Origin of the sequence: Paenibacillus sp. PvR133 (assembly GCF_017833155.1) — a bacterium.
In the GTDB taxonomy this organism is placed as follows: domain Bacteria; phylum Bacillota; class Bacilli; order Paenibacillales; family Paenibacillaceae; genus Paenibacillus; species Paenibacillus polymyxa_B.
On sequence record NZ_JAFIBS010000001.1, the window covers coordinates 1,782,607 to 1,809,598 of the forward strand.

Sequence of the window (26,992 nt, forward strand, 5' to 3'; positions counted from 1 at the left end):
ACTACGACGATTATATGCCTTGAATGCGGGTCTGTCCAGCATGAAGGGAGAGGTGACGGTTCATTTGCCGAACGACAGGGTACACTTTTACTGTGAGCTTTGATCTGAAAATGAGCATGAATCAATTCGATTCGATCCGGTCATGTTATTTTCAGAACAGCTACGCAAGTAGGTTCAGATGGGCTGGTGCCCAATGGCGTGGCCGTAGAGAATTCTAATTCGTGAAAAGGAGTTGTTGTACTGTGGGTAAAACGGAAACATTGGATCGCAACCAACTGGAACAAGCCATTGTGAAGGCTTTGGATAACAACAAATTTTGCTCGTTAGGTACGGTAGAGGGTGGCAAACCGAAAGTACGCTATATGGCCCTTTTTAACGATGGAATGAACATTCATCTGGCGACAGATCGCAAAACGCATAAAGTAGAGGAGCTAAAGGACAATCCGAATGCTTATCTGCTGCTGGGTTATGAAGTTGGCGGTACGAAGGAAGTCGTAGAAGTGGAGGCTACCGTCCAGATCACAGCTGATGAGGGGCTGCGCAAACAAGTGTGGAACGATTCCTTGAAGGAATGGTTTTCCGGACCGGATGATCCCGATTATGTCATTCTGGACGTGAATCCGACACGCATTGAGTATGTGGGTCAGCAATCTGAGCGCCAGGTTTGGAAGAAGTAATACGAATATAAATGGATAAGCCGGTGAATCTCCGAGTTTTTTAGGAGGTTTGCTGGCTTTTTATTTTTTGAGAAAATTAATTATTTTTTCATAAATAATTTAAGTAAATGACTACTCTTTTATCTGGCGTTGGATTAAAATAGAAATGGTGGGTTCAAGGCTTACATATATGTGCAAAAGTATGTATATGAGGCATACACCTTAATGAGGAGGGGTATATTTTGTTATTTCGTAAAAATTGGTTTAAAGGGTTTACAGCAGCAGTTGTGGCTTGTAGCATGCTGGTGTTTTCGGCCGCTCCATCCTGGGCAGCTAGCGATTCTCGCGATAGCGCTACGGTGAATTTGCGGATCATGGAAACAACGGATATTCATGCGTCGCTGATGAACTATGATTACTATTCAGACAAAGAAACCAACGAATATGGCTTGATTAGCACAGCTGGTTTGATCCAACAGGCGCGTAGTGAAACAAGAAACAGCATGCTGTTCGATAACGGTGATTTGTTACAGGGCAATCCATTAGGCGATTATATGGCCAGAAACAAAACCTATGAAAAAGAAGGCGGTGTCCATCCAGTCTACAAGATGATGAACTTGATGGGCTATGATGCGGCGACAGTGGGTAACCACGAATTCAACTACGGTCTCGATTTTCTGGAGAAATCGCTCAAGGGAGCCGATTTTCCTTACGTAAATGCGAATGTTTATGTTGACAAGGGGGGGCAAGCTACTAAAAATTATTTTACCCCTTATCGAATTCTTGATAAAACGGTAACGGACGAGAAGGGCCAAGAGCACATCCTTAGAGTGGGCGTCATCGGTTTGGTCACACCACAAATTATGCAGTGGGATGAAGCCAATTTGAAGGATAAAGTCGTTACGAAGGATATTGTGGAAACGGCGAAAAAGTTTATTCCTCAAATGAAGACGGAAGGTGCTGACATTATTGTCGTGCTTGCGCACACAGGTTATGAGGATGTGCCGCAAACGCCAATGATGGAGAATGCCGTTAAATATTTAAGCCAGGTGGACGGAATTAACGCTATTTTGTTTGGGCATGCTCATAAATCTTTCCCCGGCCCTGATTTTAAAGAAATGAAGGGTGTAGATCTAGATAAAGGAACCATTAACGGCGTACCGGCTGTGGAGGCTTCCTCATGGGGCAAGGAGCTGGGTATTATTGACCTGAGCCTGGAAAAGAGAAACCGCGAGTGGAACGTAACTAACTCTCAGTCTGAAGTACGTCCGGTTGTGAGTACCACTAACCAGGCTGTGCAGTTTACTCCTGACTACAAACTGACAGATTCGATCAAGGAAGAGCATCAAGGAACGCTGGATTATGTTCGCCAACCTGTTGGAACAACGACTGCACCGATTAACAGTTATTTTGCATTAGTGCAGGATGACCCTTCCATTCAAATTGTGACGAATGCACAGAAATGGTATGTTCAAAACCATCTTAAAGGGACCGAATACGAAAATCTTCCCGTATTGTCGGCAGGCGCTCCATTCAAGGCCGGTGGTCGAAACGGAGCCGAGTATTACACAAACATTCCTGAAGGTACGATAGCGATTAAAAACGTGTCCGACCTGTATGTGTATCCGAACACGGTTCATGCTGTAGAAGTGACCGGTGCTGAAATTCAGGAATGGCTGGAGTGGTCTGCAGGTCAGTTCAACCGCATTGATCCAAAGCAAACTGAGGAGCAATCGCTGATCAACAAAGATTTCCCAACCTACAATTTTGATGTCATTGACGGTGTGAATTACCAGATTGATGTAACTCAGCCTGCACGATATGATGCCAAGGGAACGATTATTGATTCTTCAGCTCATCGTATCAAGGATCTGCAATACAATGGGAAGGCTATTGATCCTGCGCAGAAATTTATCGTAGCCACCAATAACTATCGTGCTTCCTCATCCAAACTGGCTAACCCAGATGGCAAACGAATTGTGATGGCAGCACCGGATGAAAGTCGCCAGGTCATTATTGACTATATCCGTACGAACGGAACGATTAATCCATCGGCGGATGGCAATTGGTCTATTGCTCCTTTTGGTCAGGCAAAGGTTACTTTCGAGTCCTCTCCTGATGCCAAAGACGTGCTGGCAGGAAATCAACAAATTTCATACTTGAGCAGCGCGGCAGACGGCTTTGCCAAATACAGCTTAAAAGCTGGCGCTAAGCCTAGTGCAGCAACGACTCCTGTAAAGGAAGCTGTGGCTCCCGTGAAAGCAACAGCAAAACCAGCTGTTAAACCAGCTAAAACAACGAATCCGAAGGCGTCCAAATAAATTCGGATTTTAGTTTCCACTCAATATCAGAATGAAGCAGCAAGTCTCTTTAACCAAGAGATTTGCTGCTTTTTTTGATGCCAAAAACAGCAGCCCCGAATTTATCATGATTGCAAAAAGTTTTCTGATTTTTGTCGAATATATACTTAAGTCCTAAGTTGTCGTTAAGAATAAGCTACTTTTTTGTAAAAACACGTAATTATATAGTGCTTTTGTTCTAGTTATTTGTGATATAATGGTGAAAAAACCGGAAAATTGTTCCGAGGAGGACCATTATGACATGCAGCAATTGCAGCATCATATTACCTATTAAGGATCAAGGATTGCTCAGAATTAGGCATTCCAGGGTGTCGCTTACTCCAGCATTAGATGGTTTGGGTATGCTATCGGAACAACTGAAGCAGGAACATGGGCGTGAGGGCAGCATAGAGTTTCGCTTTGACAGCCGTTCAGAGCTGGAACAGTTGGTTAACGGACTGGCTCATCTGCCGCAGGAATACCTGAACCATATGCAAGTTGTGGTAACGGGCTTGCATTATATCGAAGGATATGAGGACTGGCTTTTATTTAGTCAATTGCAAGCCAGACTGCAACATCCAGATATCGTGAGTATTATTAAGGATCAAATTTTTTCCAGCCATATGCAGCCTATTGTTGATCACAAGCTGGATATTATCGGGTTTGAGTTTTTGCTGCGTCCGTCACATGCAGAGAGACCTTTTCAGCCTTTCCGGCTGTTTGAAATCGCCCGTGAAGCTGGCTTGCATGCTCATCTGGATCGCTCGGCTCGTATTTCCGCTATTGAAAAAAGTGCAACATGCCTTCCGGCGGGAATTAAACGTTTTATTAACTTTCTCCCTTCCACCATTTATAATCCGGCTTATTGCTTGAATCACACCTTTGAGACGATTGATCGGTTATCCATGAGTACGAAGGATTTTGTATTTGAGGTCGTAGAAACGGAAGAGATAGACGACCTTAATTTTTTGCATCATATCTTTGATCAATATCGCAATCGAGGAGTTTCGGTTGCCCTGGACGATGTGGGGGCAGGTTATTCTACGACAGAGCTTATGAATTGCCTTCAGCCGGATTATGTTAAAATTGACCGCAGTATAATTGACGGCTGTCATAGTAACAGTGATCAGAAGCGGCAAATTACAGGGATTGTAGAATCGGCTTTTCGTTTTGGAGGCCAAGTGTTGGCTGAAGGCGTAGAGCAGATGGAGGATTTTGAATTTTGTCGTGAAGCAGGTGTGTCACTGGCTCAGGGTTATTTGTTTGGCAAGCCGGAGCCTGGTCCGCCCTCCAATTTTATGCTTAGTAGCGTAATATAGTCAGGAACAAATTTAAGTAGACGTAGTTTATAAAAATTGGAGCTTAAATAAGGCTGTGGCATAAGCAAATTCCAATTCTATTGGACAGCGCTTTATCACCATTAATGTAAAAAACGCGAGTTGCAGAGGTTATTTCACCCCTGCAACTCGCGTTTTTTGGTATGCTTGCCCACCTGAGTAAGTTCTGGACAAGCGAAGCCACCCAGTCTCCAATTTTACTTGGTAAGGAACGTTAAAAGCCCGGAGGCAGTTTACGACCGTTTTTATTTTTAAAGTAAAGATTGACGTCTTGAAGACAATTGGATACAGTGTATTGTATAAGAAACGGTGTTTCTTTCGCAATACACTGTATCCATACTGGGGTAAAAAGTTTAACATTACAGGGAGGACAACCAAAATGAAAGCAGTGCAACTGAAAGACGGTTTTGGCTTTGAAGAGTTAACCTTGACGGAACTTGACATACCGGTGCCGGGACGGCTGGAAGTTCTGATCCGCATAAGGGCAGCGTCCCTGAATTACCGGGATTTGGTGATTATCAACGGACTAATGCCGATCGGCATTCAATTTCCCTTCATTCCGTTATCCGATGGAGCGGGTGAAATTGTAGCTGTGGGCGAAGGGGTGACAAAATTTCAGATTGGACAAAGGGTAGCGGCAAATTTACAACAGAAATTCATTGGCGGGAGCACGAGAGCGGAGGTCTTAAAGGACAGTCTGGGAGGCCCGCTCAGTGGAGTGGCGTCTGAATATATCGTTCTGCATGAAGAAGGGGTCGTCGCCATTCCGGATCACCTTTCTTGGGAGGAGGCTTCCACCTTGCCGATTGCAGCATTAACCGCATGGAGCATGCTGATGGAATCCGGTGGGCTGCGAGCGGGGGATACGGTGCTCTTGCAAGGAACAGGCGGTGTTTCCATCTTTGGGCTTCAATTCTCTCTGATGGCGGGAGCAAGGGTAATTATCACATCGAGCAGCAATGACAAGCTGGAACGGGCAAAGGATCTCGGCGCATGGCAGACAATCAACTATTCGGAAGTTCCCGAGTGGGATAAGGTGGTTCTGGAGCTGACAGACGGCGGAGTCGACCATGTCCTGGATGTAGGGGGAGCGGCAACAATGGCGCAATCCATCAATGCACTTCGTACCGGAGGGACTGTGAACATGGTCGGCTTCTTATCGGGCTTGACTATTCCTGAGTTCGATGTCACCAGCATTTTGCAGAAGGCTGCGACGATTCGCGGCAGCCAAGTCGGTAACCGGGAACATTTCGAAAACATGAATCGTGCCATTTCCCGCCATCGTTTACATCCTGTCATTGACCGGGTATTCCCGCTCAGCCGAATCGGCGAAGCCTTCGCACTTTTGGCTGAAGGAAAACAGTATTTCGGTAAAATCGTCGTTCAAATATAAATGAGCATTTTGCATAAATCCCAAGAGCGATTTCAAATCAGCAATATATAGATCGAAACGGTTTAGTTCGTCTATATAGTGTACTTTCGAGCGTTGGGAATCGAATTATGCAAAATGCTGAAATATTATTCACATCACATAGGAGGCACTCTAATGCCCAGTAAACCCGATTTATCTGTCAAAGATTCTCAAGGAAGAAAGACTAAGAAACCGCGTAAATGGGTACGCAGAACCGGATTATCGCTGTTGGCGGTAATCCTTCTGGGAGTGGTTATTTTTATGCTCATCCCTTCCCCTGTCCAGCCTGCAAAATGGCTTGCACCTTCGGCCCCCTCTTTTGAACAAGCGGGTCCATGGCAACAAAACAACAAACTCAGCTCCGCAGAGCTTGTTACAATTGCTCCTAAGTTTCCGGAATTTATCACCTTTGACAAGGAAGGAAATTTATATACGGGAGACTCCGACGGGAAAATTTATAAGGTTGCCTTTGATACAAAGGGCAATCCGCAAAAGGCCCAGCTATATGCAGATACCAAAGGAACGCCCAATGGACTTATGTTTGACGCAAGTGGAAATCTGATCGTTACGGATGTTAAGAAGGGGCTGCTGTCGGTAGATCCTTCCGGAAACGTGACGGTGTTGGCCAATCAAGTCGACGGCACACCGATCTATTTGGCCAACGAGCTGGATATTGCCAAAGATGGTACCATTTATTTTTCTGACACCTCCAATTATGGCAGTGTAGTCTTCAAAGAAATCGCCGAGAACAAGCCACATGGACGTTTGCTGAAATATGATCCGGCGACCAAGCAGACGACAGTTCTGTTGGAAGGCCTTTATTTTGCGAACGGGGTTGCCTTGTCTGCGGACGAAGATTTTGTGCTTGTGGCAGAGTCGTATCACTACCAATTGACCCGATACTGGCTCAAAGGGCCGAAGAAGGGAACTTCGGATATTTTTGCGGATAATCTCGCCGGTTTTCCGGATAACATTACGCGTGATGATCAAGGCCATTTCTGGGTCGGTCTCTTCACGACACGTATTCCCTTTGTAGATCAGATGCATGGAAGCCCATGGCTGGCTGGAATGATGGCCAAATTGCCTCAATCGCTGCTCAGCGGTGCAAGCGCACCTGTGAAGCATGGGCTTGCTATAGAGCTTAATCCGCAGGGTAAACTTATCGGAAGCTGGCATGATCCTGAAGGCTCGCTTTATGGGGTAACCACGGCTGTAAACCATGACGGATATTTATATATAGGTACAGCTCCTGGAGGCAGCCAGGGTGTTCATCGTGTGCTTTTAACCAAATAAGCTTGGGGAGGGTATAATATGATATTGGATGAATTGAGATTATCCTGGAAAGCGAAGGAAAGCCTGGCCGGGAAAGTAGCTTTGGTAACAGGCGCAAGCAGCGGCATTGGGGCATCGATTGCCAAAAAACTGGCAAAGCGAGGCGCGTATGTAGCTGTATTGGCACGCCGCCAGGAACGATTGGATGAATTGGTTCGCGACTTGAACCAAGAGGAGTTGTACGAGGTCATGGCAATACCTGCCGATATCCAAAAAGCTGAAGACGTACAGCAGGCGGTCCACGCCATTCTTGAACGCTGGGGGCGGCTTGACATTATCGTTGCCAATGCCGGCTTCGGGTATCGAAGCCCACTGGCAGAAGTGGAACTGGAAAGGTGGGAGGAGCTTTACAAGACGAATGTGCACGGTCTTGTTCTGACACTGAAGTACGGACTTCAGCCAATGAGGGAACAGGCCAAGGGGGATGTTGTCATTGTCTCCTCTATTGCAGCGAAGGAAGTGGTTGCCGGAGGAGGATTATACAGTGCTACCAAGTACGGCGTTAGTGCCATAGCCTCTGCATTGCGTTTGGAGACCAGTACGCAAGGAATTCGTGTAACTGCAATTCATCCCGGGGCGGTGGCGACGGAATTTTCGCAGGTGGCCGGATATCCCGAGCAGGAAATTCGGGCGTTTGCTTCGAGCGTTTTGCCGCTGCATCCCGATGATGTTGCAGAAGCTGCCCTTTATGCACTAGAGCAGCCGGAGCATGTCAATATTCCAGAGTTGACCATTATGCCTTCGAGGCAGGTCCAGCGGTTCAAATAGAGCAATATTTATTCTGACACAAGCCGGATAACCGGGTATGGTCATCGCCGATGACGGGTATGGCGGCGAAGAGGACTACGTGTCTTCGTTTGACCATAACCTGCTCAAATGGGTGAGCATGAACCAAAAAGCGCGAGCTACAGGGGGGAATAACCCTTGCACTCGCGCTTTTTTATACTAATGACGAAGCGTGACTGTCCAATAAAATTTAAAACCAGCTTTGGGACAGCTCCATTTACTATAGAGCAGACCATATTCTGTGAAAATTTTGGCTCCACGTTCGCTCATTCAGTCATCGTGAGCACAGCTATAGTGTAATGACGTATAGTCCCAAGGGTGTGGTTGCGCTCCCTGCAACCATGAAGCTGAGATCATAGCTAGATCTGCCGGGAGGGACGCTGATATCAGCCAATCGGCATACCTTGGTATTATCTCGTAGCAGAGGGATACCATATACACGATCATCCACACGCACAGACCCGGCGAACGCGCCCCCACGTGGATTGGCATAGATTCGTACGATACGTACCTCGTCACTGTCATTAACGATGGGAATCGTCGCGTTGTATATGGTTCCGAATTGTCCGCGATTATCTAGCGCAGGCCCCAGCTCGCTGCGTGCCCCGGTAAACAGCAGATCGGCAGGAGTCTCGCCGTTCAGCTTTTTGGTGGCACACGCCCGGTAGTTGGCGCTTTGCCCGACCACGTACTCTGGCATCCGCGCATTCGTTTCGGAAAAAGACCACACCCCTCGTGGATGCGCCTGTGGTGGAGGTACGGGAGGAAGCGCATCCGTATGAATCTGGCGCAGATCCGTCTGCGTATCCTTGCTGATCACGGTGCGAATCACATAATCCAGCGTACCGTGGCCTTCAGCAAATTCTACTGTGAGGTCATAGATGAATCCGGCCAGTGATCCTTCGGGCAGCTCAAATTCCTCCAGCAGGGCGGTGCCTTTGCCGAATTTATGACGGTCTGCTGGCTTCAGACGTTCCATCGTACCCGCCAAACAGCTTTTGGCAATAGACTGCCCGACATCTATAATCCAGTTGCCATCCTCAGGCACAATCTTAAGGGCACGTTCAATATGACGTATTTCTAGTTTAGCAGCGCTTCTGTTCTCTACGGTGATGCCCAGTTTAGCAGCGCTGCCGAGTTTGTTATAATGCCAGCCGAAAATGCGATGCTTGACTGTTCGGGTTGTCGTGCGAACCACATCATGCCACAGGGTGGCTTGCTCGGTAGGTACCGTCACGTGGGTAAGCGTCTCCGGGTTATCGCTAAGCATCAGGCGGCGTGTTCCCCCCTCAGTGGCTGACTCCACGTCCACATGGATGTTGGGCGGGATCACAGCAGTTTCCACAATCAGATCCTTTGGCTCCTTGGGGCGATGGTTCATGTAAATTCCTCCTTTTATTCAAAAGTGGCACTGCTTTGAGTACATGTATATGGGTAGTTCATAAATATAGGTAACGCCAGGTCCACTTTTACAACCTGTTTTGCAAAATATTTTTTAAAAATAAATCTCCGTAGGTTATAGCGGCTCTGCTAATGCGTCGAAGCAAGCTTACAAGACTCTTGTTCCCCTACACCAACGATTCGCAGACAGGTATTGCGTGTATGTTAAGAGCATAAGCTATTGGATGTACAGAGAAGCTACAGGAGGGAAACATGCCTAGAAAAATATGGTGGAAGGAAGCCGTTGTATATCAGATTTACCCGATCAGTTTTCAGGATTCTGACGGAGACGGTAAAGGAGACTTGCGAGGCATTTTGTCCAGGCTGGATTATTTGTGTGAGCTGGGTATTGATGTAATCTGGATTTGTCCGGTATATAAATCGCCTAATCACGATAACGGATATGATATTAGCGATTATTATGCCATTATGGATGAGTTTGGAACAATGGAGGATTTTGACGAACTGCTTCACCAGGCGCATGAACGAGGCATCAAAATCATGATGGATTTGGTATTAAACCATACATCGGATGAGCATCCGTGGTTTACGGAGTCACGCTCGTCCAAGGATAATCCGAAGCGGGACTACTACATATGGCGAACAGGCAAAAATAGCGGATATCCAAACAACTGGGAATCGTATTTTTCCGGTTCAGTGTGGAAATATGACAAGCTTACAGACGAATATTACATGCATCTATATTCCGAGCATCAGCCAGATCTGAACTGGGAAAATGAAGAGATGGTGAGCGAACTCTACCGCATGGTGGAATGGTGGCTGAAAAAGGGAGTCGATGGCTTCCGTTTTGACGCCATTGCCCATATTGTCAAAGCCGAAGGGCTGCCGGATGCCGATAATCCTGACAAACGAACCTTGGTACGTGCCTATCAGCTCTTTTCCAATCTGGAACAGGTACATGTGCTTCTACGGATGCTGAATGAAAAATTACTGGAGCGTTATCCCTTAATGACAGTTGGCGAAACGTCTGGTTTAGGACCGGAACAGGCGCTTGATTATGTGGGGGACCAGCGGCATGAGCTGAATATGGTTTTCCAGTTTGAACACATGTTTATTGATGCACAAGGGCTAGGGACGGAAAAATGGAAATCCAAGCCGTGGACACTGGTGGAGCTAAAAAAAATAATGAGCAGCTGGCAGACAGTGCTTCATGAGGAAGGATGGAATGCCAATTATCTGAACAATCATGATCAGCCGCGAGCCCTCTCGCGATTTGCTAATGATGGACAATATCGCGTAGAGTCAGCCAAAATGCTGGCAACCTTCACACATATGTTAGAGGGTACGCCTTATATTTATCAAGGTGAGGAAATTGGCATGACGAATATCGCATTCCCGTCAATTGATGATTATCGGGATGTGGAAACGTTGAATTATTATGAGCAGCAACGGAAGATCGGTGAGTCTGAGGAACAGATTATGGCAGAGATCTGGCGGAAAAGTCGGGATAATGCTCGTACTCCCATGCAATGGAATGCTGGACCTTCAGCCGGATTTACCGATGGAGAGCCGTGGATGAAGATTAATGATAACTACACACACATTAATGCAGAGGCAGAAAGAAATAATCCGGACTCGATTTTCCACTATTATCGCAAGTTGATTGCTCTGCGCAAACAACATGAGGTCATTGTCTATGGCGAATACAAGCTGCTGTTGCCGCTAGATACGGAGCTATATGTATTCACTCGTTTGCTGGGAGAAGAGCGTTTGCTGGTCATTTTGAATTTCTTTGATCGTGATCCGGTGTACCACTGGCCCGAGGAGGACTTTCCTGTCGCTAAGGCGGAGTTGCTGTTGTCCAACTACGAGCCGGTACAAGGGGAACAACTGCATGCCTTGAAGCTGCGCCCCTATGAAGCCCGAGTGTATAAGCTAAGCGTGCAATAGGCGTTGCTATCTGTAGAATGGTAAAAGGAAGGGAAGGTTCATAGAGAGACCTTCCCTTTCTTGGCGTTTGGCTAAATGGTAACTGTTTCAGCCAACTCACGTATTTTGGCGATAATCAGGTCTTCTTGATTTTCCCCCTCATTAGGGATCGATTCAGTCGCGAAGGCAGCCAGTTCAGCATGGTGATGAATCATGACGGCATGGTGTGCCTCCTTGAACATCGGAATATCGTTCGCATCATTGCCGAAGGCAATAAATTGACGAGAGTTCACACCAAGCTTCTGAAGTGCGTTCCATTTGTGGATATTTTGCGGGCTGATGTCCAGCACTTGTTCATTGCGGTGTTGATGGATGACCACGCCGAGCGGCGAAAGCTTGGCGGCCAGCTCATCCATATCGTCAGCAGTTAAAATGAGCATTTTTACGATGGATTTCAGGGAAGCCAAAGGCAGCTTTTGCGCCAACTTGCTGATATCCACATTGTTGAGTATAGGATGATCAGCTGCACCCGTATATGCATAATCCCACTCGCTGTCAATCAGGTAGGTGGTTTGGTGTTCCTCCAGTAGTGCGAGCAGGGCATTCTTCACATCTGGTAAAAAGGATTCCACGTGAGTTATACTGCCTTGTTGGGAGATCATAGAGCCGTTGCCACCAATTAGAGCATAGGTGTGAAAGCGTTTAGGAAGTACGGGTAACATGTCGCGAATCGGCCGTGCCGAGGCAAAAATGACTTCATGTCCCGATCGGGACAATTGTTCCAGACAGCTTGCGATCTTATCCGACACACACTGACCCTTAAAGCAAATCGTTCCATCCAGATCAAATACAAAATGCATGATGTACCTCCAAAAAATAGTGCTTTCCAATTCATTTCTTACAGTCATTATATCCATTACCTTCCTTGGTCGTAAACTAAAAAGCCCGATTCACACTGGCTACCATGGGCAGGTGTGGATCGGGCTCATTATGATATCGACTCATTAAATTCAATTACTATTTAGTGATAATGTTTCACCTTAAGGTCGTCTAGACTTTTAAACTCATACCCTTGCTTGCGAGCCTCGTCGATGATAGAAGCAAGCGCCTCGGCATTGTCCTTGGATACGGAATGGAGCAGAATAACCGCACCAGGATGGAGCTGACGCATGACTTGACGATAGGCATAGTCCGTTCCTTGCTGAATATTTGTGTCCCAGTCCTTGTAAGCTACAGACCAGAATACGCTCGTATATCCGGCTTCTCGACAGGAAGCCAATGCTTTTTCACTAAAAATGCCGCGAGGCGGCCGGACATATTTCATTTCTTTTTGCCCGGTTAGCTCTGCCGATGCATTTCGTACCCGATCCAGCTCAGACCGGATCTCTGCCGAAGAAATGGTGCTCATATCAGGATGGCTCCATGAATGGTTTCCGATAATATGACCCTCACTTGCCATGCGTCGCATCAAAGCAGGCTGGTCTTTTACAAAATGCCCTGTCACAAAGAAGGCGGCTGGGACCTTTTTGGCCTTCAATACATCCAGCACTTTCGGAGTATACCCATTCTCATAGCCGTTGTCGAAAGTGAGAAATAATTCTTTTTTAGTCGTATCCCCCAGAAAGATGCCACCTTGTCTTTCGATCAGGTGCATAAAGCCTTCTTGTGCGATAGAAGGTAGCTCCCCTCCCTTACTTTTTTTAAATCCAAAATGATAAGGCTGTCCGTCAACAGTCTGAGTAGCCCATGCGGGTTCTGCCGTAACTGTCAACATCCCTATAACTGCAACGCATAGCCACAAGGTAATTATTCGCTTCATCTATGTTCCTCCGCTTCCGTCCCGTACGGGTAAGGTGTGTATGCTTCGGCATATTCCATACCATCTGCAATATCATGCTGATTTATGCAAGGACATGGACTAACCAGACTCAAAACACATATTGACATGAATATTAAATCGAAGTAGTATACTTTATAAAACTTACTAGAATACTCGGATTTAATTCGATCGTTCATGCCAAAGAAAAGCAATCAGCTCAGAACATTTTACATACTTGTGAGAACGGAAGGAGTTAGGACTCATGATTGAACTTAGGAATGTATCCAAAACCTATGTGAGAAAAGGTCTAAGTATTGAAGCGTTAAAAAATATAAATATCAAAGTGGATAAAGGAGATATTTTCGGATTTATCGGATTCAGTGGTGCAGGGAAAAGTACGCTGATCCGTTTGGTCAATCGTCTCGAGAAAGTAACCAGCGGAGAGGTTCTTGTTGAGGGGGAACAGTTAAATACCTACTCGACCTCTGGGCTTCGGAAGGTAAGGAAGAAGATCGGAATGATTTTTCAGCATTTTAATCTGCTGGAATCGAAAACAGTGTTCGACAACATTGCAATTCCGTTGGTGCTGCTTAAGCGCAACAAACGGGAAATAGAGGGGAGTGTAAAAGAGCTCTTGGCGTTCATAGGATTGTCCGACAAGGCGAATAGCTATCCCAACGAGCTTTCCGGCGGACAAAAGCAGCGTGTAGGGATTGCACGGGCGCTTGCGAGCAACCCGTCCATTTTGCTCTGTGATGAGGCAACCTCGGCACTTGATCCGCAGACCACACAGTCAATTCTCGACTTGCTTCGCAAAATCAATAAGGAATACAAGATCACCATTTTGATCATCACCCATGAGATGTCGGTGATTCAGCGAATTTGCAATAAGGTAGCCGTAATGGAAAAGGGGGAAATCATCGAGCAGGGCAATGTCCTGGAGGTATTCGGGCAGCCGCAGCACCCAACGACACAGAGCTTTGTACGCACGGTCATTCACGATACGGTACCCGAGAGTGTGCTGCAAACGTTCGAACAGCAAGAATCACAGCGAATTTACAAGCTGGAGTTTATAGGGCAGGTTGCTTCTGATCCGGTGGTTCATGAATTGATTCGGCAGCATGATATCCACGTGAACATTTTGTTTGCCAACATGACGGAGATTCAAGAAACGACAATTGGCTATATGACGATACAACTGCGCGGCGGACAGCATGCCGTTCAGCAGGCTGTTGATTTTCTCAAGAGCAAAGGAGTCCATATTCAGGAGGTAGAGAGTCTATGATGATTACAGGAACTACGATCACCTGGGATCAACTGTGGGAAGCTTTGTATGAATCCGTGCTCATGGTCAGCATATCATTATTCATTGGTGCCCTGATCGGTATCCCTATCGGTATTTTACTCGTCATCACTCGTCCGGGTGGAATTCTGGAGAACAAATGGCTGCATAATATTTTGAATCCGATCATTAATATTGTTCGTTCCTTACCGTTTATTATCTTGCTGATTGCGATCATTCCGTTAACCCGTCTGATTGTGAATACATCCATTGGAACCAGTGCGGCAATTGTCCCCTTGATTGTATATATTGCGCCATATATCGGCAGGCTGGTCGAAAACTCGCTGTTGGAGGTGAATCCGGGGATACTGGAGGCAGCAGATGCGATGGGGGCGACTCCATTCCAGGTCATTCGATACTTTTTGCTTCCTGAGGCATTCAGTTCTCTGATTTTGTCGTTAACGACAGCATCCATTGGTCTGATTGGTGCTACTGCTATGGCTGGTGCGGTCGGTGGAGGCGGAATTGGCGATCTGGCGATCGCGTATGGCTATCAACGTTTTGATACGCTGGTTATGCTGATTACCGTCATCATTCTAGTCTTGTTTGTTCAAGGTGTTCAGTCCTTGGGGAACCTGCTCTCCCGCAAAGCACGTAGGGGTTAAATTAGATGTTTTTCTTTTTTACCTATTGTGTGTTCATAGCTTGTAATTTTATAATCCATACGTTCCAATACGTTGTTCATATCTGCCATTTTTGCAATGAGCTGCTTACGCTGCTCCATTAGGAGTTCTTTTCTAGCATTTATCGTTTCATCACCCTGCTGGAACAACCTAACGTACTCAATCAAAATTTCAATGGGAAGCCCTACGCCTCGCATGCATTTGATATATTCAACCCATCTGCAGTCTTCTTCCGTGTAATCCCTGATTCCACTTTTATTACGGTTCACACGCGGAATAAGTCCGATGCGTTCATAATAGCGGAGTGTATCCTGAGATAGTTCGAATTTTTTGCTTACTTCTGCGATCAACATGCAGACTTCACCTCCTGATATCTGATCAAGAAACGCCCTATGTAAATGGATAGGGCGTTCTTGTTGTTTCTTATTTCGAAACTTTCATTTCATCCATATTTACTGAGCGCCAACTACCGGATGAGGAACATATGGCTCTTCCAGCAATGCAATTTCTTCAGGTGTTAACGTAATCGAAAGAGCAGCTACTGCATCTTCGAGATGAGACGTTTTCGTAGCACCGATAATGGGAGCTGTTACCGGTTCTTTCTGTAGCAACCAGGCAAGTGCGATTTGAACGCGAGGAACTCCACGTTTTTCTGCGATGGCCGCAACCTGCTCCACGATCAATCGATCGGTATCGGCAGTCGCATCGTATTTAGATTTCGCAACCTGATCGGTTTCGGAACGATGTGTTGTTTCCTGCACATCACGCGTCAATCTTCCACCTGCAAGCGGGCTGTATGGAATCACACCGATTTTTTCTTCTTTACAAAGCGGCAGCATCTCTCTTTCCTCTTCACGATATAAGAGATTTAAATGATTCTGCATTGATACAAATTGGGTCCATCCATTCTTTTCAGCAACATGTAACGCCTTCAGAAACTGCCATGCGTACATGGCAGAAGCACCAATATATCTTGCCTTCCCGGCCTTCACAACATCATGTAAAGCTTCCATCGTCTCTTCAATAGGGGTATTGTAATCCCAGCGATGGATTTGGTACAGATCCACATAATCTGTCCCCAGTCGCTTAAGGCTCTTATCTATTTCACTCATGATAGCCTTTCGGGAAAGTCCCGCACCATTCGGGCCTGGATGCATACGGAAATGAACCTTTGTCGCGAGGACAATTTCATCTCGATTCGCATAATCCTTTAAAGCCCGTCCAACAATTTCTTCGCTAGTTCCATCTGAATATACATTCGCGGTATCAAAAAAATTAATACCTAGCTCCAGGGCATTTTTTATAATTGGACGACTGCGCTCTTCATCTAGTATCCATGGGTGAATCCACCGTTCTGCAACCCCAAAGCCCATACACCCAAGACAAAGCCGGGATACATCCAAACCGGTATTTCCAAGTTTCACATAGTCCATTTAATTATACCTCGCTTTCCTAGATATTGTTTTCTTCAAATGTAGTCTACTCCAGCTACTTACACCGGATATTATTACATTTGGAGTTCACTCCAAGTCAAGCGATTTTGTAGCGTGATGCCATCATATAGGTCTTATTGTTCAGAATCGGTTCAGTGGGGTTTCGTATAATTTTCTTAGCATAGTTCCTTGGTTGCATAAATCGTAGAACTAAACATGACTAAAGCCTTTGGAAAAATAGGATATATGCCAATAAATAGTGTCTAGGAGTGGAAATGTTGAAACTTGTAAATCGAAATAAATGGATTGCATCTGCGATGGTATTGGGTATTGCTTCAGGTTCAATCGTATCTCTGCCTTGGGTGGGCGGCGTCCAGACTGCTTATGCAGCGACAGCAGATTCGCAAAGCGAAACTGGATTTGTAGCACAAGCTCGCACGTTGGGTTTGATGACAGGCGGTAAGCAGGGCGATTTTATGGCGCAAAAGAATTTGACCCGCGCAGAGGCGGCTAAAATTTTGTGCAGTCTGTTCCAGTTGGAAGTTAACAATCAGCCGCAGACTTCTTTTATGGATGTGTCATCCGATGCATGGGGTGCTCCCTATATTGAGGCTGTACGTGCAGCCGGATATATGACAGGTAACGGGGAACTGTTCCGTCCGGGGGATGCCATTACCAAGGAAGAACTGATCGTATCGCTAGTACGTGCAATGGACTTACAGGATGCCAGCACAGCGAATGCACAGCAAAATGCAGTTCAGGTTGCCCGCTCTTACGGTCTTTTATCAGAGGATGCTTCTGCAACGGATTTGAAAAATCCATTGAACCGGGAGAGTGGTGCAGAAGTATTCGTCAGCCTGCTGGATCATCCGGTAGGAGAAGTGAAATCAGAGGGCAATACCGTTCGCATCGGAAATATCCCTTACCAGTTGGAAGGGTCTTTGCAAGGTTTGTTCGGTGAAAATAACAAAGCTGTATTAAAAGGGGCGAAATTCGACCTTAACCGTAACTTGCGTACACTGACAGGTGTGAATAAGCTGGAAATTAACGCAGACGGTGGCGTTTTTGACGGCAAGGGTGTGTCTTTTGAGGGGCGCCTGATCGTTAATGGCTCGGTAACCTTGAAGAACATGTCCTCCACAGGGGTATTGGAAATCAAAGGTACAGGGAATCAGCCTGTATCGGCCATTTTAGAAAATACGGCATGGTCCGGTGTGGAGCTGGGCTCTAAGGATGCCAAGCTGACAGCAACCGGGACAACGAAGATTGACAACCTGACGCTGAAAGATGATGCATCGATCGTGACCGAAGGAAATGCCGCGATTAGCCGCGTTTCTTTGCAACAGGGACTGGGCAAGCTGTTGGTTAGCGGTAGTATTGGTTTGCTGGATGCATCACAATATGTGGGCGTTCCTTTTATTACGCTGGCTAAGGGAGCTGCAATCAACCAGCTTAACCTGCCGGAACAAAAACAGCCGCAGGATATTATCATTAACTATGATGCGATGAAAGAAGCTGTTAGTCTCGTAAATGGTACGAAGAACTCATCCTCTGCTGGATCGGTTGTCACGGACACAGATAGCAAAGATAAGAAAAAACACGATAGTGACATTATCAGCGTAGACCGCAGTCAGCTGGAGACAGAAGTCCATGCAGCCAAAGAACTACTGGAGCGTGCAGGTGAGGGTGGAACGGATCAGGCGCTTTACACGGCCGCAGCGAAGGAAAGCCTGTCCATAGCAATCAATCAAGCTATGCTGGTACTGAACAATACAGCAGCTACACAGGCAGAGGTAGATCAAGCGCTCAGCACATTGAAGCAGGATGTTTCTGTGTACACAGCCTCAGCCACAGAACCAGTGATTGGGACACAGGAATTAACTAGACTGATTCAGGTAGCTTCGACTACCCTTGAACAAAACCGAATGATTGGCGACGAATTCCCGCCTCTTTGGGATGAATCACTAAGTCAAGCTATTCAATTTGGCAACAATGTGCTGGAAGGGAATGCTCCTCAAAATATTGTGGATCGGGAAGTAGTAAGCTTGCGTCGAGTAATTGAAGTCTACAATGCATCAGTAAAACTCAGAGATACCTATCTGCATTTTCTCGATGTAACGGATCGTGTGGAGAATATGAAAACTGACAAAGCGCGTTACAAGTCCTTAGTGAGGGAAGGATTAAGTGTATATGTGAACCCATTAGCTACAACTGAGCAGTTGGACGAATGGACGCGAAAAATAAAAGATACGACAGAAGCATTTCTGGCATTGCAAGCAGCAGACTTTTCAGTGCTAAAAAATACTTTACAAGAAGCGCAGGTTATCTACGATCAGAGTGGCTCTCAAAATGTTGAACTGGGCAACCTCATTCAGGAATATACAGAGAAGATGCACACCGCTATGACGCAGCAGGACGTATTGACCTTGAACATGGAGCTGAGTCAAAGACTTGCGGAATTCACTGCTCCAGTGCCTGCTACAATTCGGGAAAAACTGCAGCAGCTGGTTCAAGACATTCATCTAAAACTGCTGTCTAACCCTGTAGCTCGTAATTACTTGAATACGGAAATGCTGTCTTTAGAGCAACAAACAGCACAAGCCAACTTTGCACTCATTATGCCGTTTACTCCTGAGGAGCAATTGGTGATCTCTTATAATCAATTAAGTCAGGCTAAAGGGACCTATATTGAAAAATATAACGAGAAAAGACTACAATTGAGAGCGAAAATCATTGAAATGCAGGCATCGATCAATGGAATTTTGGTGCAAAATTCAGGCGCATTAAGCGCTGAAGCCCAGCAAGCCTTGTCTTCTGCATCAGAGCATGCCTCCATCTTCTTGGGTTTGTCCAGCTTTGAATTACAAGACGTTGTTCCTGTATACGAGGAGTTGCAACAGGTACAGAGCCAGTATGCCGTACCAATAGCGGTGGATACCACATTGTTGAATTACAACATAAATTTAGCTAATAATGAAGTTCAGACGTTCGGCCGTCATTATACCGAACAAGATAACGAAGAACTTCAAGGGCAAATTAATCAGGCAAGCCTTGTGCTTAATACTCCGGATAGCACACAGCTGCAGGTAGACCAGGCTAACACGGATTTGATTACAGCGTTTTCGAACTACCAGTCCAAATGGATAGTAACTGATTATGATATCAATGAGCTCAAGACAGTTGCGAACAATCTGCTCACAGCAAATGGTACAGATCCTACGACGGTCTACTTTCACAGAGTAGTGGATGCATTCAATCGTCTGGACCAGTATTATCCTATGCCGGAAATTAAGAAAAATTATATGAATCTGGAAGATGCGATTCAGGAGTATAAAGATTTTGTAGCCAGCCAGCAACAAAGCAGCGGAACAGGAAGCGGCGACAGTAGTGGTGGAGCAACGCCACCAAGCGACAACAGCGGAACAGGAAGCAGTGACAGTAGTGGTGGAGCAACGCCACCAAGCGACAACAGCGGAACAGGAAGCAGTGACAGTAGTGGTGGAGCAACACCGCCAAGCGACAGCAGCGGAACAGGAAGTGGCGACAGCAGTGGTGGAGCAACGCCACCAAGCGATAACAGCGGAGACGATTCAGGCTCGATTCCTGGCGGTGGTAATGATGAAGGTATGATTCCTTAATAAGGGAAATACAGGGAGTAAAAGGATGTATAGAAGGGGACGATTCCGCACAGATTTTTGTCTGCGGCGGGCGTCCCTTTTTGCATGGGGAGCGCTTCTAATACAGCTGGTTAGAATAACCGATACTAAAAGATAGACGATATTGAAAAGAGCGGGGGATTTATGAAAAAACAGGGTGTTTTATTTTTTATTATACTTCTGCTTGCGGTTGCGTTGCCGGTGTATCCGTTAATGTCGGGTGTTTTATCCGGGAACAGTCATTGGAAAGCTCACAACGGTGTTATTGATTTGCGTAATTGGCACCCCGAAAAGGAAGGCCCTGTACAGCTGGGAGGGGAGTGGGAATTTTACCCCAATCAGCTTGTGCAACCTTCAGCCTTTCATGAATTGCAAGATAAGGATTGGGTAAATCATCAGAGTTCTTCAGAGTTGGGGATGGAAACGGGATATCCTACCAAGATTGTGGATGTGCCTGGTAGATGGAATCAGTGGATGCCTGAGGGACAGGCGACCGGATATGGAACCTATCATATTCGTATCCTGTTGCCTGAAAAAGCGGAAAATCTGTACGGCATCTATATGCAAAACATTCGGAGTTCCAGCCGAGTATGGATTGACGGAGCAGAGGTAGGAGCGAGTGGTATTCCCTCTGTTTCTGCCGACAAAGGCAAGCAGGGCAATGCTCCTTATGTTGGATTTGCAGCGGTAGATGGACAATCGGTAGATATTACCGTGCATGTGGCTAATTATAGTTATTCCTCCGGTGGGATCATTTACCCATTGTTATTTGGGGATTACGAGAGTATTACGCATAGCCGGGAAGTTGCAATGGCAGAGGACACTGTACTGATAGCGGGTTTTTTTATGCCTACCGTATTTTTTATCATGCTGTATCTTTTACGTAAAAAGGAGAAGGCATTGCTTTACTTAGGATGCTTTTGCATCGCGGCTTTATTTTACATTCTGACACATGGAGAAAAGCTGCTGGTCTGGGGAATACCGGACTTACCTTATGAATGGATACTGAAAATACAGTCGTTCTCTTCAACGCTGTTCTACTATTTTTTGATCCGGTATGTTCATCTTTCGACGCAGATTGTTATGAATCGGATCGTGCTGCGCCTCTATAATATTACAACCGCACTGATGCTAGGTATGGGGCTAATGTTGCCTACACTGATACTCTCATCCTTTGAAGCGTTTATTCTTCTTTTTGGCGTAGTTAGTGTGGGATATGTATTACTGATCTTGATTCGTGGACTTCTTCAACGGACGGATGACGCTGCACTGCTAGTCATTAGTATTATGAGCATACTTATGATTGTAGTGACTAGTTTTGTGTATATTTTGGGCTGGGGAGATGTGCGCGGGGTGACAGCCTATGAAATGCTCATATTCGTATTGGCTCAAACGCTTCTGCTGGCCAAACGTTTTGTACATTCGTTTATGGAGGTTGAGAACCTGTCACGACGGTTGCTAACACTGGATGGGTTAAAGGACGAATTCCTGGCGAACACGTCACATGAGTTGCGCACTCCTCTACATGGAATTATTAATATCGCTCAATCCATGCTAGACCGTTACGGGGCACAATTCAATGAGCCGCAAAAGCACAACTTGTCCTTGATAGCGAATGTAGGACGCAGACTTTCTTATTTAATTAACGATATTCTGGATTTTTCTAATTTGAAAAATGGAAGATTAGCCTTAAATCGTCGGCCTGTTAATGTACAGGCAGCTGTAAATTCCGTGCTGGAGGTATTGGGTCATACGGTGGGTAAGAAAAAGCTGCAATTCGTCAAAGAATGGCCCAATTCGTTACCCAAGGTGGATGCGGATGAGGATCGGCTGATTCAGATTTTGTACAATTTGTTGGGTAATGCGGTGAAATTTACGGAGGAAGGCGAAATCGTAATCTCTGCCAAAGCGGGGAACCGCGAAATGGAAATCAGTGTGAAGGATACCGGGTCCGGTATTGCCCAGGAGCATCTTTCGCATATATTTGAACCTTTTAACCGAGGGGCGAATGCTGAGGATGAAGGATACAGTGGGACAGGGCTTGGATTAGGCATAGTCCGTCGCCTGGTGGAGTTGCATGGTGGTCATATCCGGGTAGAATCTAGATTGGGCAAGGGTTCGACCTTTTATTTTACACTACCCTTGGCGCAGACCGGAACGTTGGCACATGAAGCTCAAAAAGATGTTTCGTCTGCGGTTATATTGCAGCCTGGCGTGACGTCGGGTCAGAATGTGATTCCGCATGAAGAGGATGCCCAAGAGCAAGTTCAGACTGTTCCTTACAAAGTGCTGGCTGTGGATGATGATGAGGTTAATCTTCGGGTGCTGGAGGAGCTATTATATACCACAGGTTGTAGCGTGGTGGCAGTGGATCATGCCGAGGAGGCACTTCACATGCTGAATGGCCGTACCCGATTTGACCTGGTCATTTCGGATTGGATGATGCCGGAAATGTCCGGTATTGAGCTATGCCGACGGATACGGGAACGGTATTCCCTGTCCGAGCTACCAGTGTTGCTGCTGACGGCACGCGACCTGCCCGGCGATATCCGCGCAGGTTTTATGGCGGGAGCTAATGATTTTCTACGTAAGCCTGTTGATGCTGAGGAATTAAAGGCGCGTGTGCGCACGCTGTTGAACATGCGTCATTCGGCAGAGGAAGCGGTGCGTTCGGAAATGGCCTTTTTACAGGCACAAATTAAGCCGCATTTTCTGTACAATGCATTGAATGTTATTGTATCGACCGTAGCCGTAGACCCGGATAAAGCAGCGGAGCTGCTCATGGAGCTGAGTCAGTATTTGCGGGGCAGTTTTGATTTTCAGAACAGGGAGAATACGGTACCGTTATCCAAGGAGCTGGAATTGGTAGAATCGTATGTGGCACTGGAAAAAGCACGATTTGAAGAACGTTTGCAGGTGACCGTAGAGGTAGGAAGGAACATCCGGTCGCTTATCCCGCCATTAAGCATTCAGCCCATCGTGGAAAATGCGATACGACATGGTGTGATGCAACGGGCAACAGGTGGAACCGTGCGAGTGGTTGTGCAGGAGGATGGAACCGATTTTGTAGTCAGCGTGACCGATGACGGCGTAGGGATTCCGTCCGAGCGACTGGAACAGCTGTTGTCGGAGGATCATGTATCTTCCAGCGTGGGACTGCGGAATATCCATCGCCGTCTTATCCATATGTATGGAGAAGGATTGCGGATTGAAAGTAATTCAATGCAAGGGACGACGGTAAGCTTCCGTGTGCCGGAAACGATCTCGCCCCGGAATACCGATGAATAAAAAAGTACAGTACATTTGTCGGAAAAGCTAATGTCGCGTCCGCGATGATACGATATATAAAATATAAGGAATTAAAAATTGTAAGGATAAAGCAGATAGCATGTAAATAGAGCATCATGATGGATGGTTGCAGCAGGAAGGGAGTACAGACACAAATGAAGGCGATTTTGATTGATGATGAGCGGTCGGCATTAACCTACTTGGAACGGTTGCTGGAGGCGGACGGACGGTTAACGGTAATGGGCAAATATACGTCTGCACAAGCAGGGCTGGATCATCTGGCGGCAGAACGTGCGGATATTGTTTTTATAGATATCGGAATGCCAGAGATGAACGGTCTGGAGGCCGCCGAGTGGATTCAACAGCTGGATTCCCATATTCATATCGTCTTTGTGACCGCGTACTCGGAATATGCTATTGAAGCGTTCGAGCTGCAAGCACTGGATTATTTGCTAAAGCCCGTTCATGCCCGGCGGCTATCCAAAACGTTAGATCGGATTGCAGCCACGCTGGCTGATCCCCGTTCTTCCAGCTTGGGAGTTGCAGCAGAGCAATCCCCCAAGGTACGTTGTTTTCAAAAGCTTGAAATTTTGGAGGATGGACAGGAAGCCGTAGGAGCGAAACCCTTCAAATGGCGCACATTAAAGTCACAGGAGCTATTTTCCTTTTTACTACACCATGAAGGGGAATGGGTGAGCAAAGAACAATTGCTGGATGCGCTATGGCCTGAATATCATTTGGACAAGGCTGTTGTTCACCTGCACACGTCCATTTACCAAATCCGCAAGGCATTGAAAGAACGGATGCAAGATACGAAGCTGGAATACAATCTGGATCGCTACCGCTTGAACCGCAGTGGCTGGATTACAGATGTGGAGCTATTCGAGCGGGGAATATCCGAATGGGCTGCATCCGGTAGCGGCGGTACGCCGCGTATTGAGAGCCTGTTGGCTCTATACCGTGGCAACTATCTGGAGGAGTACGATTACCCGTGGGCGTATGCAAAAAGGGAGAAGCTGCGCAGTATGTATCTGGCATGTGCTTCTGAGCTGGCGAGAGACGAGCTTCGCTCAGGTCGTACCCGGCAGTCTGTTCAGCGCTTACTCAGCCTCCAGCAACGGGAGCCGTACTCAGACGATATCTGCGGTCTGCTGCTGACCGCCTATGCCCAACTGGGCGATTATACCGCTGCTCAAAAGCATTATGAAAGCTTCGTCAGAATACTGGAAGATGAGTTGGGTATTGAGCCGCAGCAGGTGACGCACCAGTTGTACGTGCAATTGAAAACACAGACGCTACCTGCGTAAACTGCTCTACTGGCTCAGGTAGCGCTAAAAAACCGCTTCAAGGTATCTCCTTGGAGCGGTTTTTTGCATGGATGGAAATTTCGTTTTTTTGTGTGAATCACCGAGCCTCTTTTCTCTATGATCCGCTATTCGCCGCTACCTGTTTTCTACAGTGGCATATTCATATAGCATATCTCTTCACGGTTGAGTCGTAATTGAGAGGTTTAAGGAACTCACGTATATATTTAAGGAGGTATTGCATTGGGAAGAACGAGACGAACTGGATTTAAGAATAAAAGAGTTTCGGTGGTCGTCAGACAATCTTCTTCAGCTCAGACAGGACAAGGCGGTAACCCCATTTCGATCAATGCTTCGGATGTTGGGGTAGTAAGAACAGATGTTAAAAATAAATAAACGGCTTGGATAGAAGTTCTTATTCGACGTAAAGAGACCATCAGGAACAAGTAAACATCTTGTTCCCGGTGGTCTCGCTTTTTTTGCCGTATTCGGCAGGTACCTTCATCAGCATCCGCCTATATAGGCGGATGCCTTGCTTCCCGTCTTGACATCGTCCTCTTAAGCAGGTTTTACTGACCGAGCAGGTGCTGCCTTCAGTACAGCGTATCCGTAGGGTGGAAGCTTGGCGTGCAACCCCTTCGCTCCTTTGGACCACTGGCTTTCGCCAAAGGCTAATTGCCATTCCTGCTCAGGAATGTCAAGTTCAAAAACGTGATCCTCATCGGAACGATTGAGCAGCACGAGCATTACTTCTTCCTCGCTGCGGCGCTCGTAGGCAAGTGAGGTACCCTCTGGCTGTGCCTCCAGAAAGGTGATGCTTCCCTGATCACGGAGGACCGGGTGCCCCTTACGAAGCGCAATCAGTTCGCGGTAAAAGTCGAACAGCTCGCGGTCCTGCTTGTCGGTGTCCCATTCCATGCACTTGCGGCAGCCTGGATCGGCATCTCCATCCAGGCCGATCTCATCGCCGTAATAGATGCAGGGTGCGCCCATGTACGTGAACTGGAACAGGGCGGCCAGTCGCATCAGCCGCTTGTCATCCCCGCACAGTGTCAGCAGGCGTGGTGTGTCGTGGCTATCCAGCAGATTGAAGGCAACCTCGGATGCTTGCTGCGGATAGCGGGCCAGCTGTCGTCCGATGGCGAAGGCAAAGTTTTGGGCATCGGTCACTTTTTTGACGAAAAAATCATTCACCGCGTAGGTGAACGGATAATTCATCGTTGCATCGAATTGGTCCCCCTGAAGCCATTCAGACGATTCATTCCACATTTCACCCAAAATGTACGCATTCGGATTGGCCTGCTTGACTGTAGTGCGGAATTCCCGCCAAAAGGCGTGATCCACCTCGTCTGCCACATCCAGCCGCCAACCATCGATGCCGATTTCTTCGATCCAATGCTTTGCCACCTCCAGCAGGTACTTTTTCACCTCAGGATGTTCGGTGTTCAGCTTGGGCATCATCGGTTCCAGCCCGAATGTATCGTACGTCGGTGTGCCATCCACCACTTCCAGGGGAAAGCTATGTACATGGAACCAGTCCTTGTAAGGCGAGGCTTCGCCTTTTTCCTGCACGTCAACGAACGGTTTAAAAGTACGGCCTGAATGGTTGAACACCGCATCAAGCAGCACCCGAATTCCTCGTTCGTGGCAGGCATCGACCAGTTTTTCCAATGTCTTTTTGTCCCCGAAATGCGGGTCCACCTCCATATAATCCTCGGTATCATATTTATGATTGGTCGTTGCCTTGAAGACAGGGGTCATATATATGGCGTTAATCCCTAGCTCGTTCAAGTGATCCAGGTGATCCAGAATCCCCTGTAGATCGCCACCAAAAAAATTGTCTCTTTGTGGCGTTCCGCCCCATGTCTCTGCACCTTCTGGGCTGATGGAGGGGTCACCGTTCGCAAAACGTTCCGGGAAAATCTGATAAAATACAGCATCCTTCACCCATGCAGGTGGCTTCAGAATATCAATCGGGTTCAAAAACGGATATTGGAACAGACTGTCTGCGTTCTGAGGTTCCTGGGTGGTGAAGTCGTCCTCGTTCATCCAAATACGTTCCTCACCATCTTCTAGCAAAAATCCATATTTCAGCCGACGGTGAGTAGGTTTTACGCTGCATTCATAGTAATCAAACCTGCCATCGGTAGCGAATTTGGACATCGGGACAAGTTGTCGGGTGCGGTCCCAATCGTATTTATCCCCGGTAAGAGCATGAACGGTATTCAGGTCATTTTTCTTCGCACGTAGCCGTAGAAATATCGTTTCATCATTATAACCAAAAGCCCAATTGCGTTTCGGGTGATGGTATATCGCTTCCAGCAGCATCGGGTAGG

The 26,992-nt window shown here is 46.8% G+C and carries 19 protein-coding genes; 13 read left to right on the forward strand and 6 right to left on the reverse strand.

Annotation, left to right across the window (positions count from 1 at the left end; genetic code table 11):
• Positions 1 to 242: 242 nt before the first annotated feature.
• The 6 genes from JOE49_RS07950 (at position 243) to JOE49_RS07975 (ending at position 7,843) form a co-directional block, all read left to right on the forward strand.
• The gene (locus JOE49_RS07950; protein WP_071559425.1) at positions 243 to 677 is read left to right on the forward strand and encodes a pyridoxamine 5'-phosphate oxidase family protein; all 435 of its coding nucleotides are present in this window, start codon (positions 243 to 245) and stop codon (positions 675 to 677) included.
• 221 nt (positions 678 to 898) lie between these two features.
• Positions 899 to 2,977, forward strand: coding sequence for a bifunctional 2',3'-cyclic-nucleotide 2'-phosphodiesterase/3'-nucleotidase (locus tag JOE49_RS07955; protein ID WP_209940852.1), 2,079 nt, complete (start codon positions 899 to 901; stop codon positions 2,975 to 2,977).
• Between the two features lie 275 nt (positions 2,978 to 3,252).
• Entirely contained in the window at positions 3,253 to 4,314 is a 1,062-nt protein-coding gene (locus JOE49_RS07960) for an EAL domain-containing protein (RefSeq protein ID WP_209940853.1), read from the forward strand.
• Between the two features lie 397 nt (positions 4,315 to 4,711).
• A complete protein-coding gene (locus JOE49_RS07965) occupies positions 4,712 to 5,725 on the forward strand; it encodes a zinc-dependent alcohol dehydrogenase family protein (RefSeq protein ID WP_053324489.1) in 1,014 nt (337 codons plus the stop codon).
• A gap of 153 nt (positions 5,726 to 5,878) precedes the next feature.
• A complete protein-coding gene (locus JOE49_RS07970) occupies positions 5,879 to 7,036 on the forward strand; it encodes an SMP-30/gluconolactonase/LRE family protein (RefSeq protein WP_209940854.1) in 1,158 nt (385 codons plus the stop codon).
• Between the two features lie 18 nt (positions 7,037 to 7,054).
• Positions 7,055 to 7,843: an SDR family oxidoreductase gene (locus JOE49_RS07975; protein WP_075153607.1), complete on the forward strand. Its 789-nt coding sequence runs from the start codon at positions 7,055 to 7,057 to the stop codon at positions 7,841 to 7,843.
• 307 nt (positions 7,844 to 8,150) lie between these two features.
• On the opposite strand, the gene JOE49_RS07980 is transcribed toward JOE49_RS07975, so the two are convergent.
• Positions 8,151 to 9,242, reverse strand: a complete 1,092-nt coding sequence (locus tag JOE49_RS07980) for a hypothetical protein (RefSeq protein WP_209940855.1) — start codon at positions 9,240 to 9,242, stop codon at positions 8,151 to 8,153.
• A 272-nt stretch (positions 9,243 to 9,514) separates the two neighbouring features.
• Here JOE49_RS07980 and JOE49_RS07985 point away from each other — a divergent pair, with 272 nt between their 5' ends.
• On the forward strand, positions 9,515 to 11,212 hold the full coding sequence (locus JOE49_RS07985; protein WP_209940856.1) for a glycoside hydrolase family 13 protein: 1,698 nt from the start codon (positions 9,515 to 9,517) through the stop codon (positions 11,210 to 11,212).
• 71 nt (positions 11,213 to 11,283) lie between these two features.
• Here JOE49_RS07985 and JOE49_RS07990 read toward each other — a convergent pair whose 3' ends face one another.
• Positions 11,284 to 12,051, reverse strand: a complete 768-nt coding sequence (locus tag JOE49_RS07990) for an HAD-IIB family hydrolase (RefSeq protein ID WP_209940857.1) — start codon at positions 12,049 to 12,051, stop codon at positions 11,284 to 11,286.
• A 161-nt stretch (positions 12,052 to 12,212) separates the two neighbouring features.
• On the reverse strand, positions 12,213 to 13,010 hold the full coding sequence (pdaA, locus tag JOE49_RS07995) for a delta-lactam-biosynthetic de-N-acetylase (RefSeq protein WP_209940858.1): 798 nt from the start codon (positions 13,008 to 13,010) through the stop codon (positions 12,213 to 12,215).
• A gap of 262 nt (positions 13,011 to 13,272) precedes the next feature.
• On the opposite strand from pdaA, the gene JOE49_RS08000 reads away from it, so the two are divergent.
• Together JOE49_RS08000 and JOE49_RS08005 are read left to right on the forward strand one after the other, a co-directional pair.
• Positions 13,273 to 14,295 carry a methionine ABC transporter ATP-binding protein gene (locus JOE49_RS08000; protein WP_209940859.1) on the forward strand — a complete coding sequence of 341 codons (1,023 nt, stop codon included), beginning with the start codon at positions 13,273 to 13,275 and terminating at the stop codon, positions 14,293 to 14,295.
• The gene (locus JOE49_RS08005) at positions 14,292 to 14,957 is read left to right on the forward strand and encodes a methionine ABC transporter permease (RefSeq protein ID WP_023986716.1); all 666 of its coding nucleotides are present in this window, start codon (positions 14,292 to 14,294) and stop codon (positions 14,955 to 14,957) included. The genes JOE49_RS08000 and JOE49_RS08005 overlap by 4 nt, the downstream gene beginning before the upstream one ends.
• Here JOE49_RS08005 and JOE49_RS08010 read toward each other — a convergent pair.
• The gene (locus JOE49_RS08010) at positions 14,954 to 15,328 is read right to left on the reverse strand and encodes a MerR family transcriptional regulator (protein ID WP_209940860.1); all 375 of its coding nucleotides are present in this window, start codon (positions 15,326 to 15,328) and stop codon (positions 14,954 to 14,956) included. The two genes, JOE49_RS08005 and JOE49_RS08010, sit on opposite strands and share 4 nt — an antisense overlap.
• A gap of 99 nt (positions 15,329 to 15,427) precedes the next feature.
• The gene (locus tag JOE49_RS08015) at positions 15,428 to 16,408 is read right to left on the reverse strand and encodes an aldo/keto reductase (RefSeq protein WP_209940861.1); all 981 of its coding nucleotides are present in this window, start codon (positions 16,406 to 16,408) and stop codon (positions 15,428 to 15,430) included.
• A 275-nt stretch (positions 16,409 to 16,683) separates the two neighbouring features.
• On the opposite strand from JOE49_RS08015, the gene JOE49_RS08020 reads away from it, so the two are divergent.
• The 4 genes from JOE49_RS08020 to JOE49_RS08035 all read left to right on the forward strand — a co-directional run bounded on the left by JOE49_RS08020 (position 16,684) and on the right by JOE49_RS08035 (position 25,052).
• On the forward strand, positions 16,684 to 20,046 hold the full coding sequence (locus JOE49_RS08020; RefSeq protein WP_209940862.1) for an S-layer homology domain-containing protein: 3,363 nt from the start codon (positions 16,684 to 16,686) through the stop codon (positions 20,044 to 20,046).
• Between the two features lie 162 nt (positions 20,047 to 20,208).
• Positions 20,209 to 23,352 (forward strand): ATP-binding protein, encoded by a 3,144-nt coding sequence (locus tag JOE49_RS08025; RefSeq protein ID WP_209940863.1) that lies wholly within the window; start codon positions 20,209 to 20,211, stop codon positions 23,350 to 23,352.
• 155 nt (positions 23,353 to 23,507) lie between these two features.
• Positions 23,508 to 24,659 carry a response regulator gene (locus JOE49_RS08030; protein ID WP_209940864.1) on the forward strand — a complete coding sequence of 384 codons (1,152 nt, stop codon included), beginning with the start codon at positions 23,508 to 23,510 and terminating at the stop codon, positions 24,657 to 24,659.
• A gap of 240 nt (positions 24,660 to 24,899) precedes the next feature.
• A complete protein-coding gene (locus tag JOE49_RS08035) occupies positions 24,900 to 25,052 on the forward strand; it encodes a hypothetical protein (RefSeq protein ID WP_167348614.1) in 153 nt (50 codons plus the stop codon).
• 162 nt (positions 25,053 to 25,214) lie between these two features.
• Here JOE49_RS08035 and JOE49_RS08040 read toward each other — a convergent pair whose 3' ends face one another.
• Positions 25,215 to 26,984 carry an alpha-glycosidase gene (locus JOE49_RS08040; protein WP_209940865.1) on the reverse strand — a complete coding sequence of 590 codons (1,770 nt, stop codon included), beginning with the start codon at positions 26,982 to 26,984 and terminating at the stop codon, positions 25,215 to 25,217.
• Positions 26,985 to 26,992 lie beyond the last annotated feature (8 nt).